This window comes from Hoylesella buccalis ATCC 35310, from assembly GCF_000177075.1.
Classification (GTDB): Bacteria; Bacteroidota; Bacteroidia; order Bacteroidales; family Bacteroidaceae; genus Prevotella; species Prevotella buccalis.
This window is the reverse complement of the sequence record NZ_ADEG01000092.1, coordinates 1-12,434: the sequence shown is the minus strand read 5'-3', so window position 1 is coordinate 12,434 and position 12,434 is coordinate 1. Positions and strand designations below refer to the sequence as shown.

General features: G+C 42.0%; 11 protein-coding genes and 4 tRNA genes. 7 read left to right on the top strand and 8 right to left on the bottom strand.

What is annotated here, in order from left to right:
- Positions 1-8: 8 nt before the first annotated feature.
- Positions 9-1,130: a DUF6057 family protein gene (locus HMPREF0650_RS10245; RefSeq protein WP_004350575.1), complete on the top strand. Its 1,122-nt coding sequence runs from the start codon at positions 9-11 to the stop codon at positions 1,128-1,130.
- A gap of 50 nt (positions 1,131-1,180) precedes the next feature.
- Here the strand turns inward: HMPREF0650_RS10245 and HMPREF0650_RS10240 are convergent, their stop codons facing one another.
- The 5 genes from HMPREF0650_RS10240 to HMPREF0650_RS10220 all read right to left on the bottom strand — a co-directional run bounded on the left by HMPREF0650_RS10240 (position 1,181) and on the right by HMPREF0650_RS10220 (position 4,260).
- Positions 1,181-1,648 (bottom strand): hypothetical protein, encoded by a 468-nt coding sequence (locus tag HMPREF0650_RS10240; protein WP_040563170.1) that lies wholly within the window; start codon positions 1,646-1,648, stop codon positions 1,181-1,183.
- An 84-nt stretch (positions 1,649-1,732) separates the two neighbouring features.
- Complete coding sequence (gene ruvC / locus HMPREF0650_RS10235) at positions 1,733-2,326, bottom strand: crossover junction endodeoxyribonuclease RuvC (protein WP_004350573.1); 594 nt, start codon at positions 2,324-2,326, stop codon at positions 1,733-1,735.
- Positions 2,327-2,338: 12 nt separating this feature from the next.
- Complete coding sequence (locus tag HMPREF0650_RS10230; RefSeq protein WP_004350572.1) at positions 2,339-2,983, bottom strand: MBL fold metallo-hydrolase; 645 nt, start codon at positions 2,981-2,983, stop codon at positions 2,339-2,341.
- Positions 2,984-3,019: 36 nt separating this feature from the next.
- Positions 3,020-3,646 carry a 16S rRNA (guanine(527)-N(7))-methyltransferase RsmG gene (gene rsmG, locus HMPREF0650_RS10225; protein ID WP_004350571.1) on the bottom strand — a complete coding sequence of 209 codons (627 nt, stop codon included), beginning with the start codon at positions 3,644-3,646 and terminating at the stop codon, positions 3,020-3,022.
- Positions 3,643-4,260 (bottom strand): DUF3298 domain-containing protein, encoded by a 618-nt coding sequence (locus HMPREF0650_RS10220; RefSeq protein ID WP_004350570.1) that lies wholly within the window; start codon positions 4,258-4,260, stop codon positions 3,643-3,645. The genes rsmG and HMPREF0650_RS10220 overlap by 4 nt, the downstream gene beginning before the upstream one ends.
- 253 nt (positions 4,261-4,513) lie before the next feature.
- On the opposite strand from HMPREF0650_RS10220, the gene HMPREF0650_RS10215 reads away from it, so the two are divergent.
- The 5 genes from HMPREF0650_RS10215 to HMPREF0650_RS10195 all read left to right on the top strand — a co-directional run bounded on the left by HMPREF0650_RS10215 (position 4,514) and on the right by HMPREF0650_RS10195 (position 7,490).
- Entirely contained in the window at positions 4,514-5,149 is a 636-nt protein-coding gene (locus HMPREF0650_RS10215; RefSeq protein WP_004350568.1) for an HAD family hydrolase, read from the top strand.
- A gap of 110 nt (positions 5,150-5,259) precedes the next feature.
- A complete protein-coding gene (locus HMPREF0650_RS10210) occupies positions 5,260-6,696 on the top strand; it encodes a right-handed parallel beta-helix repeat-containing protein (RefSeq protein ID WP_004350567.1) in 1,437 nt (478 codons plus the stop codon).
- Between the two features lie 5 nt (positions 6,697-6,701).
- On the top strand, positions 6,702-7,181 hold the full coding sequence (gene cdd / locus HMPREF0650_RS10205) for a cytidine deaminase (RefSeq protein WP_004350566.1): 480 nt from the start codon (positions 6,702-6,704) through the stop codon (positions 7,179-7,181).
- A 129-nt stretch (positions 7,182-7,310) separates the two neighbouring features.
- Positions 7,311-7,397: transfer RNA gene (locus HMPREF0650_RS10200), tRNA-Ser, on the top strand.
- Between the two features lie 21 nt (positions 7,398-7,418).
- Positions 7,419-7,490, top strand: a tRNA-Glu gene (locus tag HMPREF0650_RS10195).
- Between the two features lie 240 nt (positions 7,491-7,730).
- Here the strand turns inward: HMPREF0650_RS10195 and HMPREF0650_RS10190 are convergent.
- From HMPREF0650_RS10190 to feoB, 3 genes are all read right to left on the bottom strand, one after another.
- A tRNA-Lys gene (locus HMPREF0650_RS10190) sits at positions 7,731-7,803 on the bottom strand.
- A 15-nt stretch (positions 7,804-7,818) separates the two neighbouring features.
- Positions 7,819-7,891: transfer RNA gene (locus HMPREF0650_RS10185), tRNA-Lys, on the bottom strand.
- Between the two features lie 103 nt (positions 7,892-7,994).
- A complete protein-coding gene (feoB, locus tag HMPREF0650_RS10180) occupies positions 7,995-10,424 on the bottom strand; it encodes a ferrous iron transport protein B (RefSeq protein ID WP_004350565.1) in 2,430 nt (809 codons plus the stop codon).
- Positions 10,425-11,629: 1,205 nt separating this feature from the next.
- On the opposite strand from feoB, the gene HMPREF0650_RS10175 reads away from it, so the two are divergent.
- Positions 11,630-12,434, top strand: an 805-nt coding sequence (locus tag HMPREF0650_RS10175) for a glycosyltransferase family 2 protein (protein WP_004350564.1), incomplete at its 3' end; no start/stop codon positions are given.

Here is a 12,434-nt window from a genome sequence, read left to right as displayed (position 1 = left end):
ATACGTTATTGATACGTTGGGTGAGCAGCATTCTCTTTTGTTGCTTTACTTTCGTGTATCTGTATGTGTACCAAGCTGATGTTTTGGCCGTGGCGCAACATGTACTGTCGGGAGGAAGAACCGCTTACCATGCCGGTGTCGGTGCGGTATTGATTACCTTGACGCTCTATTTGGTGCATCTTGGCGTGTCTTATGCATGTCGTCCTTCAGGAATAGGCTTCTCGCTTACCTTTTTCCCCTCATTACTACTGCTGACGATTCTGACTGATGTCAGTAATGATATTGACCGTCACTTCTCATTGGGATGGTGGTGGATAGCGGCACCTTTGCTGCTGTTGGCCTATGGAGGCCTGATGTGGGTTCTCAAGAGAAACAGGCACGAAGTGGAAGAAGGAAAAGCGCATGAAGGGCTAGTGCATCTCTTGTGGCAAAATATCATGGCGCTGGGCGTGATGTTTGTGCTGGTAGGTTTGTTCAGCAATCATGATGTGGTTTTTCATGAGCGAGCCAAAATAGAACAAGCGATTGTCAACGAGGAATACAAAGATGCGCTGGAGGTTGGGAAAAACAATTTGAAAACCGATTCAAACCTGGTGATGCTGCGTGCCTATTGCTTGTCAAAGACGCATAAAATGGGGGAGAGCCTGTTTGAATATCCTTTGATAGGAGAGTCTCAATCGCTGCTGCCCAATGGTAGTTCGGTAAGAATGCTGATGACACCGGATAATGATGTATACCGTTACATCGGTGTCGTACCTAAGCGACAGATGCCTGTCATGCGCTATTTGGAACTCATCACGGCGAGCAGAAAGGCGAAGAACCCAGCCAAAGATTATTTATTATGTGGCTATTTGTTAGATAAAAATTTGGATAAGTTTGTGGTTCATCTTCCTCATTACTATCATGTTGACAGCTTGTTGCCTAAACATTATCGTGAGGCATTAGTGCTTTATACCCATTCGCGTTCAAATCCAAAGCTGGTATATCATGATGCGGTGGCAGATGCGGATTACAAAGATTATCAGGATTTGGAAAAAAAATATCCCGAAAAGATGGTCAGACAAACCAAAATTCGGGATATCTATGGGAAAACTTATTGGTACTACTTTCATTATCACCAGAAAAAGTGAGTACCAATGTACCTAATGGGCTTTATATATACCTTAGTTGCAACCTCTTGTTATTTCACTGCATTTAATGCTTTTACCCAATCGGTGTCAATGGAAAACTGCGTGATGAATTTTTCATTGTCAACGTATGCGTAGGTGATTTCTTTCTCAGGATCGTTGAATAATGGATTTTGAACGGTGGCATTCTTGAATCGCGCCATCAAGATTTCTTTGTCCTGCTTATTGGATGAGCGAGCCAACCGCTTGACATAGCTGTTGACAAAGTCAATCATGGCATTGGTTTGTTTCCCCAATTCCAACTCGGTGAAATGGTCGTTTTGCGCTGCCTTTGAAATAAGGTAGAAGATGGCATCGGCCTTGAAAGTGGCAATTTTCCGCTCTTCCAAGTTTCTTTTCGTATCATTCTTAATGGCTTCAGCCTGGTGCATGATGCGATTTACTTCTTTGTAGATTTCTTGTGACATGGCATTCACTGCAAACGTGCAGGTGAAAGCGAATAGCATAATGATTTTTTTCATAATTCTCTTATCTTTTTTGTTCTTGTTCTTAATTTGATATAATTGGGTGGTTATCAATTTTTTGAATGTTCTTTTGTTGTTCTGTTACTTGGTAGACGGGTGTGAAAGTCTGTTTTTATTCTTATTGATAAAGTCTTTCCAGCCGTGGTACTTGTTGTCGACGCTGGGTCTTCCCATCTGAAGAAAATGACAGTAGGCTGCCCCGAGGGCATCTGTGGCATCCATGAAATGTGGCATTTCGCTTTGATTGATTTTCAAAAGCCTTTGAAGCATTCCCGCCACTTGTTCCTTACTGGCCTGACCTTGACCTGTTATAGCCATCTTAATCTTGAGCGGAGCATATTCATGAATGGGTACATCGTGGTGAATAGCTGCAGCGATGGCCACCCCTTGGGCACGTCCTAACTTTAACATCGACTGCACGTTTTTTCCGAAGAAAGGTGCTTCAATGGCCATTTCATCGGGTAAATATTCATCAATAATGCCAGTGATACGATCAAAAATATGTCCCAATCGAAGGTAAGGGTCATCAGTTTTTCGCATGTCAATCACCCCCATGGCCACCATGGAAGGCTTTCTTTCAAGAATCTTAATGACGCCATAACCCATTACATTGGTACCAGGATCTATTCCCAGTATCACTTTTTCTTTGATTTGCTGTTGTTGGAGGGTTGTCATTGCGTATTCGTTTTAGCGATCCATGTAGGGATTTCCTGCGAGTTCAGTGCCGATTGTTGTTGGTTCTCCATGTCCAGGGTATATCTTAGTGTTGTCAGGAAGCTGTGAAAGCATCCTTAAACTCTGAATCATTTGGAACATGGAGCCTCCTTGAAGATCAGTTCTTCCGATGGATAAGTGAAACAACGTGTCACCTGAAAATGCAACATCCTCTTCTTGACAATAAAAGAACACGCTTCCAGGTGTGTGTCCTGGAGTTTCTATCAGTGTGAATTGGTGTGATCCAAAGGATATGGTATCATCTGAGTTGAGATACTGACCCACACTTGGGAAATCGTCAGATAGCTTAACACCCGCAAATGCTTCAGCTTGTTCTTGCAGTAGTTGCATCAGAAAAGCGTCTGCCCGATGAACTTTCACCTTTAATCCGTATTCTTCATAGACAAACTGATCGCCGAAATGGTGGTCGACATGTCCGTGCGTAGCGATGGAATCGACAGGTTCTAAACCTTGAGCTTCGATGTATTGTGCTATGGCTTTCTGCTCTTTTTCATAAAAGGCCCCACAATCAATAATGATACACTCCTTGCTTTCATCACTGACTACATAGCAGTTCTCCTGCAGCATATTGCACTCGAAGCATTTGATATTGAGCATAAATTATCGTCTTTTAGTGTTGTTGTTTTTATGAAATTAAAGTGGCAGATAGACAATGTTCTTTTCTTTGAACCACTCTTCGTCAAACCAATTGGATATCGGACAGGTCTCAACGATGCGTTTGAACGGTTTCGTCTCAGCGTCAAGATCTCCACCTTTCAAGCAGATGATTCCGTTGGGCAGAGCGTTTCGTTGCTCCTTGGAAATGTTCTTCTTGGCGATTTTGACCAAGTCGGGGAGAGACATGGCGGCTCTACTCACCACAAAATCATAGAGACCTTTTTCTTCTTCGCCTCTGATATGCTTGGTTGTGACATTCTTTAGACCGATGGAATGGGCAATTTCTTCGGCCACTCTAACTTTTTTCCCCGTTCCATCGATGAGCGTGAAGCTGCATTTTGGAAACATAATGGCCAAGGGAATGCCTGGAAATCCACCTCCTGTCCCTAGGTCTAAAACCTTTGTTTCATCGATGAAACCGATCAATTTGGCAATAGACAGCGAATGCAAAACATGATGTTCATACAGATGGTCAATGTCTTTGCGTGAAATGACATTGATTTTTGCGTTCCAATCGCTATACAATTCTTGAAGCATGCCATATTGTTTTTTCTGCTCTTCGGTTAACGAAGGGAAATATTTCAGTATCGCTTCTATGTTCATTTTAAGTATTTCTTTAATTCAGATTTGCTTAAATCAACCCTCACCTCGCCATATTCATGGGGCACAATCTCATCTTCACAGTAGATGAAAGTTATTTTATTCTTGCCAATGACATAATTATCAGTGATGTAAATATCGCCATCTTTCAATCTTTCTTCCTGTTTCTGGAATCCAGTTCGATGATTTTTCAAACATTTTTGAAGCTTTTCAAGAATGATGTCTTTTACAGATTCTTCATAACCCTCAATGAACAGGTCTGACAAAGTGATTAGCTCTCCTGTCTTCAAGTTGAAGTTTTTTGCGATTGTTTGATTTGATGTTTGTGACGATCCCACTGCTGTTGACAAGTAAATGATGTATGTAAGGATGTCTTTTTGGTTATTTTGGAGTTCTGATTTCAGTTGATAACGTCTGTTATAGGTGGTTGGATTGACAGAATCTGCACGGTAAAGCGGACTATAAGTATTGATGTATTCATCTATATATTGGCTTACAAATGTACGCAGGGTCTTCTCCATGTCGGTTGACTCGTTTGTCTGAGATAAGCTATTTGTCACCAGAAAACCAGATTGAATCAACGCTTGGTTGATTTTGGGAGCGTTATTTCCTCGCATACATTGCATTTGGATGGATACTTCACACTTGGGGGAGTGAGCGTTGTTTGCCAGATACGTGGTAGAATCTATCGCAAAGGATATGGCTTGCAAACCGTATCTCTTTAACACATTGTTGTGATTGTCATCACATCCTGATGCAAAAAGGGCGAGGACAATGACCTACAACAGATTCCTCATCTTCTCTTTTTTGTGCAAAAATACGAATATTTTTTGTACCTTTGACATGTCATTCTATAAAATAAGGTAAATAATGTTTAACACAGCACTTTTTGATTTAGATGGAGTCGTACTGGATACCGAGTCTCAGTATACCGTTTGTTGGGATCGGATAGGTAAGGTTTACAAACCTGATATACCGCATTTTGCCCATCTTATCAAGGGACAGACACTGACTCAGATATTCGATCGATATTTTAAAGATGAAGAGAAGGTTCAACATGAAATAGAGAATCAACTCATTGAGTTTGAAAAAAATATGGATTACGCATACATCCCAGGCGTTGTTGCCTTTATCAAAGACCTGAAACAGCATCACGTTAATACGGCCATTGTAACAAGTAGCAACCAACAAAAAATGGCAAATGTATATCAATGTCATCCAGAATTTGCAACGTTGTTTGACGTAATCTTCACCAGTGAGGACTTTAAACGAAGTAAACCTGAACCAGATTGTTACCTTACAGCAGCTGCTCATTTTGCTGTTTCGCACAACCAATGTGTTGTATTTGAAGATAGTATCAACGGATTGAAGGCGGGAAAGGCCGCTCAAATGAAGGTTTGTGGACTGGCAACAACAAACTCTATTGAAACTGTCAAGCCATTATCTGATATGGTTATTAAAGACTTTGTTGGGATGAGCTACGAAAAGTTGTGTGAGATAATTTAAACATTTCCATACTGCATCACTTGCATTCATCATTGCTTGTTTTACATTTCTTGTCAATACTTTATTAGGTCTTTCAAAAATAAATAATCACTTTTAGCGTTTATTCATTAATGAATATTCGATTGTCTATTATAGTTTGCTTGTTGGCACTGATTGGTTTCACCGCATGTCATGATGAAGATACCTTTTCTTCATCACCTAATCATTTGCTGACATTCTCTTCTGACAGTATCAAACTTGATACCGTCTTTTCCAATATTCCCTCGGCAGCCAAATCATTTTGGGTTTATAACCATTCAGGAGAAGGCATTAGATGTTCTAAGGTTAGGTTAGAACGGGGCAATCAGACAGGTTTTAGAGTCAATGTAGACGGTATTTACCTAGGTAAAGATGTGGGATATGCAACGTCAGAGATTGAGATTAGGAAGAATGATAGCATTCGCGTGTATGTAGAGCTAACCGCTCCGGCTAAACATGCCGATGTGGCGCAACGCATTGAAGACAATATTGTGTTTGCATTGGAGAATGGAAAGGAACAAAAAGTTAATCTGAATGCTTATGCTTGGGATGCCGTTTTCTTGCGCAACCATCATGTTATGAACGATACTGTACTGACAGGAACCAAGCCCATTGTGGTGTTTGGAAAGCTGACTGTTGAAGAAAACAAGACTTTGCGCATAGCTGCCGGTACGACATTGTATTTCGATCAACGTGCAGGCATTGATGTTTATGGCCGACTGTCCATTGAGGGAGAACCGCAAAATGAAGTTGTTTTGCGTGGCAACCGACTGGATCGTATGTTCGATTACCTGCCTTATGATGGGCTGAGTGGTCAGTGGCAGGGAATACATATTTATCCTTCGTCCAACGAAAACACCATTTCGTACGCCGATATCCATGGCGCATACAATGGTTTGATTATCGATTCTGCCGACATAGCCAAGCAAAAACTGATCATGGCCAATTCTACCATCCACAACTGTCAAGGATATGGCTTGCTGATTCGTCATTCGAAAGTTTACATCAACAATTCTGTTTTCAGCAATACCCTCAACGATTGCGTTTCAATTAATGGCGGCGATGTGATGATGAACGGCTGTACCTTGGCGCAATTTTACCCATTTGACTCTAACAGAGGTGTGGCTCTAAGACTGAGTTCGACGTCTTCACCCTTAAAACAATTCGTTTGTAACAACTCACTTGTTACGGGCTATTCCGCCAATGAGGTGATGAGAAACCCTGGAAAAGATGCTGCTCAGTTGCATTTCGCCTTCGAGAACTGTCTGCTACGCATGCCTCGTGAAGAGTCAGCAGATAGTGTTTGTTTTAAAAACGTGCTATACGAAGATGTAAAAGATACGATCCAGGCTGGTCACAAGAATTTCCTTTTGATTGACACAGATAGCCTGAGGTATGATTTCAGATTGCGAGAAAAATCTTTGGCCATAGGAAAGGCCAACCAAGCAACATCCTTACCCTTGGACAGGGATGGCAGAAAGAGAGATGAACTGCCGGATATCGGCGCCTATGAATACTTTAAACCCTAACATGCATGGAACAGATTGACATTAATATTTCGATTGAGAGTTATCAGCTTGATGAACTTTCACCACAAGACCAAGAGTTGGTTCAGGCCGCCATCAAGGCCACTCACAATGCCTACGCAAATTACAGTCGCTTCTATGTGGGTGCCGCTTTAAGACTTGAAAATGGAAAAATGGTGATAGGAGCCAACCAGGAAAATGCTGCATTCCCATCAGGTTTATGCGCAGAGCGTACTGCTGTCTTTGCGGCTCAAGCCAACTATCCCGACAGTCCCATTGAAACATTGGCCATTGCAGGCCGGAACGAGAAAGGCGTTTTGCCAAATCCCATCACACCTTGTGGAGCTTGTCGACAGGTTATACTGGAGATAGAAGACCGATACAAAAAACCTATCAAAATTCTTTTATACGGTACCCAGAAAATATATTGTGTCAGAAGTGTGAAAGATCTGCTTCCGTTGTCGTTTGTAGACGATAATATGCGCTGAAATCTACTTGTTAATAAATTTTAAAATCAATCTTTTTTCATTACATAGGTTGCGGTATTCAGAAATAAACCATTACCTTTGCAACCGCATTTGAGACAAAGTGCATTCTCCTTTACGATGAAAAGGAAGGGAAGTGTGGGTGAGTGGCTGAAACCACCAGTTTGCTAAACTGACGTGCGGGTTACCGTACCGGGGGTTCGAATCCCCCCGCTTCCGCCCAAGATGCATTTGCAAAACGGTCGGTTCATCTAACGGTTAGGATACAAGATTCTCAATCTTGGCATACGAGTTCGATTCTCGTACCGACTACAAAGTAACAAAACGCTTGTAAACTATTTATGGTTTGCAGGCGTTTTTCTTTCCCCTTCACCGCTTGTTTTCAAAAGTTGCTGGTACTTCAGCATAAAGCTGCTAGCTTACATTCCTTATCATTTTGTCATCATGTCGTTGAAAATTGAACTTCAGCTGATGGTGCGAAGTTAAGAAAAAAGTAAAAGGTAAATCAAAATGTCCTCATTCAGACCTATTGATTTACCTTTATATTGATTGTACACCCTTAGGGATTCGAACCCTAGACCCACTGATTAAGAGTCAGTTGCTCTACCAACTGAGCTAAGGGTGCAAGCGTAGAAAGAAGTACACCCTTAGGGATTCGAACCCTAGACCCACTGATTAAGAGTCAGTTGCTCTACCAACTGAGCTAAGGGTGCAAGTTTCTTTTTTGCGTGTGCAAAGGTACATTGATTTTCTTAAAATGCCAAACATTTCGTTTATTTTTTTGAAATTAATGTTGGACAGTCCAAGAATAGGCAACTATGAGATAAACAGACTTCCTATTTGATAGAAGGCTGCTGACACAATCCATGCCAGAAGAGTGGTGTAACCGGCCGAAAACAATGCCCATTTCCAACTGCCTGTTTCGCCTTTGATGGCAGCAATCACGGCCACGCAGGGGAAGTATAACAGGATGAATAGCAAGAAGGCATAAGCGGTTAGGGGTGTGATGCCATCGGTTGTCATTTGTTTTCTCAGTCGTGAATACTTCTCGGGTTCATCTGATGTTGCGTCATCTTCATCAACACTCCCTTCTGACGAATAGAGCACACCTATCGTTGAAGCCACGATTTCCTTAGCTCCAACACCTGCCACGATGCCCACATCCAGTTTCCAACTAAAACCTTGCACCCTGAATACTGGTTCTATGGCCTTGCCAATGCGCCCTATGTAGCTCTGTTCTTGCTGTTCAGCCCTGGACAGATGCTCGTTATGGGGAAAATAGCCCAATGCCCAGACAATGATACTGGCCACCAAGATGATGCCACCCATCTTCTTGAGATACAATTTCCCCTTCTCCCAAGTATGTCTGGTGATGGCTTTCCAGGTTGGTAGACGGTAGGGTGGAAGTTCCATCACAAAGGGGGTGTCTTCGCCCTTGATAACGAATTTGCTGAACAACCAGCCCAGAAAGACGGCCATGAGGATGCCGATGAGATACAGCGACATCATCATTGTTGACCGATACTGAGCCGAGAAGAACGTGCCAATGATCATGATATAAACAGGAAGTCGGGCCGAACAGCTCATCATGGGTAAGATAAGCATGGTGATGAGCCTTGACTTACGGCTTTCAATGGTTCGTGTTGCCATCACGGCGGGCACATTACAGCCGAATCCCACGATGAGAGGAATGAACGATTTGCCGTGCAATCCCATCTTGTGCATCAGCTTGTCCATGATGAAAGCCGCACGAGACATGTATCCGCTGTCCTCCATATAAGAGATGAAGAAGTACAGAATTAATATTTGTGGCAAGAAGACAATGACGGCACCTACGCCCCCTATGACACCGTCGACAAGCATGTCTTTGATGGGGCCGTCAGGAAAATAGGTTGAAATGGTCTGTCCCAGCCAGGCAACGCCAGATTCTATCCAGTCCATGGGATATTGACCGAGTGAGAAGGTTACTTCGAACATCAGCCACATCAAAGCTATAAAGATAGGGAAACCCAAAACTTTATTCGTGATAAAGCTGTCCAGCCAGTGCGTAAGCTGGTAGGTATCTTTCTTGTTTCCAGTCTGGTAGGCAGCCTCTTTCAGCGCTCCGTGAATAAAACCGTATTTCGCATCCATCACCGCTGTCTCGCTGTCGGTATTTGTTTCCTCCCTTACACGTCTGTCAGCTTTATCCCTGGCAGCAAATATCTTGTCTGCCTGGGGTAGGGAGCCAATCATTTTTTCCACATCATGGTCGTGTTCCATCAGCTTGATGCCCAGATATCGAGTAGAGTAGCGCTGCCGTATGTTTTCGTCTTGCTTCAAGAAAGCCTGGATGTCAGCAATGCCTTGCTCTATTTCATGCCCATGATTGATATGTACATGGCGGAATTGTGGTTGGGCATCTTCCATGCCTTCGTATGTCTCGATAACCTGATGAAACAGCTCTTTGACACCTCTTCCATTTTTAAATACGGTAGGGACCATCGGGATACCGAAAAGCTCGGACAACTTGTCGATATGAATCTGGTCTCCTCGATCTTCCGACTCATCGTACATGTTTAATGCGCAGACGATACGAAGGTGCATGTCAATGAGTTGTGTCGTTAAATAAAAGTTCCGCTCCAGGTTTGAAGTATCTATGACATTGATGACTACATCTGGGGTTTTCTCTATGATTTGTTTTCTTACATATAGCTCTTCTGGCGAGTAAGCCGAAAGCGAATAAGTGCCGGGAAGGTCAACTATGTTGAACTCATAGCCTTCAAAACTGGCATGACCTTCCTTGGCATCGACGGTGACACCCGAATAATTGCCCACTCTTTCGTGTGCACCGGATGCGAAATTGAACAGCGATGTTTTCCCGCAGTTAGGGTTTCCCACTAAGGCTACATTGATGGTTCGGCTCTTCTGCATGGCAACAGCACGGATTTGTCGTTCTGTTTCACGCTGGATGTCGTCGCAATCGTCATCAGAAATGGCTCCTTGGTAATTGTTTTCAGCTGGTTTTTGCGTTCGGGCCTCTTCAAGTGATACTACCTCAATCATATCGGCTTCGGAGTGTCTGAGTGACACTTCGTAACCCATCACCTTGTATTTTACCGGGTCTTTCAGAGGTGCATTCAATAGCACTTCAACCTTTTTCCCGCTGATAAAGCCCATTTCAACGATGCGTTTGCGAAAGCCACCATGACCAGTAACTTTAACAATAACCCCTGTTTCGCCTGTTTTTAACTCTGATAACTTCATCTTTGTCTCTCTATCTTATGCACAAAAATACAAAATTTAATATGCAACAGAGTTGCAAATGACGATGCATTGTATAAAATACCTAAAAATAATGATACAACTCCCGATGAAATGGGCTTTTATTGGATATCAATCCTCATAAATTAGTATGCGTGAAAAGTCTTAGGCCATCTTCTGAAGCTACAATTTGATGGCTTTCCCTGTCCTGTTGCTTTCGATGGCTGCTTCAAGAATTTGAACAACCGTTAGGTTGTTTCATTGTACCATTGCCTACAGGCCGGTTGTTTTTTGTCCTTTCATTAGTGCTTGTCATCAAATGCAGCAGTGTGAATAATACCTTTTTCATAGTGCAAAGTTTTTAGTTTGGTTGTGCCTATAAAAATATAAAAAAATACTCGTATCGGGTGTAGAGATAACTGTGTTTGTTTACAACTGATATCAATGCAAAATCAAAAGCATTGAGTTTGACGTCCAAAGTGCATGACATTGGCGGTTAAAGTCATTGAGATTGGAGGCCAAACTCAATGAGTTTGCTCCGATTGTTTTCAAGTGTTTGCAATTGATTGATTGTTAGATTCTTATCTTATTTATCCTTATTGCTATCAGATGGAAAGCAATCAGTATCATCAAAAGCTATCGCAGCCTTTCGTTTAAGCGTAATGTTGGTGAACAACAAATGCAAAAGAGGTTAATCTAGGAAATGAGGTGACAGAATAATAACGATCTTCACTCCACATGTAGGATGAACCGTAATTATTTCACATTATCACATCAACTTTGCCATGTATTTTCACATAATCACACTATAAAAAGACGATCATTTCACATTTTCCGAATTCTCCTTCTACGAACTGAACGGTTAAAATGCCAAAAATTGAAAAATAAAACGCTATTTAATTGACATATACGCTTGGTTCGGTGTTGAAACAAAAGTTCAACATCGGAAACGTAATAAAATTTGTTTTTATTCGTTCATCCTAAGATGATAAACGAGAATCGCAACAAAACCTATACCCATGTATTAAAATACGCTGGTGGTGTTACAAGGTCTTGCTATCTTAGTAGGCACTGTTCGCAACAAATTGTTGGCTCATTTTCTCGGTGTCGAGGGTATGGCCCAGCGCTTGTGCTGCTCTGGGTATGTGGCTGTCAGTGCGTAGATGGAGGAAAATTACCGATTTGTGGACATATTTAAAAACACGAGTGTGGAAAAAACAGCATCATTTGCCATATTGGTGGCGGTTTATAATGGTAGCAAGTATCTGAAAAGATGCTTGGATTCGTTGCTGCAACAAACCCTCAAAGACATTCAAGTGATTTGTGTAGACGACGGTTCTACGGATAATTCTTGGGAAATATTACAATCGTATGCAGCTGTAGACCAACGGATTGAGATTCATCATCTAGACCAAAACTATGGAGCAGCACATGCACGCAATGAAGGAATTCGGCATATCAACGCTCGTTACACCACGTTTTTAGATTGCGATGATAATTTTGCGCCAGATGCTTTAGAACGAGCTTTACAGGTTTTTGACAAGCATCCACAAGTAGACTGTGTGCTTTTCAAGCTCATCACTATTGGAGGTGACAATTCAACCGCACAGGAGTATGCCATGGACTTTTTTGAAGAAAGGTCTGGATACGAAGCTTTCAAAGACAGTTTAACCTGGAAAATACATGGCGTTTATGCAGCGAAAACCTTCCTCTTCAAACAGTTTCCGTACGATGACACGTGTAAAACCTACAGTGATGACAACAGTACACGACTGCATTATCTGTTTTCTAAGAAAGTGGGTTGCTGTCATGGAAAGTACTACTACCACTACAATCCTCATTCGGTAACACACATTATTAGTGGAAGCAGGTTTGACTATCTTCGCGCTAACGGAAGTATGAAGAAGCAGTTGATAAAATTCAACGTAAGCGATGAAGTGTTAACTATTTACGAGAATGAGCGTTGGCTGGTATTGATAGATTTATACTATTTTCATTATTCCTACAGACAAC

What these genes read in the sequence shown, in the direction of transcription:
- HMPREF0650_RS10240 (WP_040563170.1), bottom strand. Translation starts at nt 1,648, where the DNA reads ATGAAAAAAATCATTATGCTATTCGCTTTCACCTGCACGTTTGCAGTG.
- ruvC (WP_004350573.1), bottom strand. Translation starts at nt 2,326, where the DNA reads ATGACAACCCTCCAACAACAGCAAATCAAAGAAAAAGTGATACTGGGA.
- HMPREF0650_RS10230 (WP_004350572.1), bottom strand. Translation starts at nt 2,983, where the DNA reads ATGCTCAATATCAAATGCTTCGAGTGCAATATGCTGCAGGAGAACTGC.
- rsmG (WP_004350571.1), bottom strand. Translation starts at nt 3,646, where the DNA reads ATGAACATAGAAGCGATACTGAAATATTTCCCTTCGTTAACCGAAGAG.
- HMPREF0650_RS10220 (WP_004350570.1), bottom strand. Translation starts at nt 4,260, where the DNA reads ATGCGAGGAAATAACGCTCCCAAAATCAACCAAGCGTTGATTCAATCT.
- HMPREF0650_RS10215 (WP_004350568.1), top strand. Translation starts at nt 4,514, where the DNA reads ATGTTTAACACAGCACTTTTTGATTTAGATGGAGTCGTACTGGATACC.
- HMPREF0650_RS10210 (WP_004350567.1), top strand. Translation starts at nt 5,260, where the DNA reads ATGAATATTCGATTGTCTATTATAGTTTGCTTGTTGGCACTGATTGGT.
- cdd (WP_004350566.1), top strand. Translation starts at nt 6,702, where the DNA reads ATGGAACAGATTGACATTAATATTTCGATTGAGAGTTATCAGCTTGAT.
- feoB (WP_004350565.1), bottom strand. Translation starts at nt 10,424, where the DNA reads ATGAAGTTATCAGAGTTAAAAACAGGCGAAACAGGGGTTATTGTTAAA.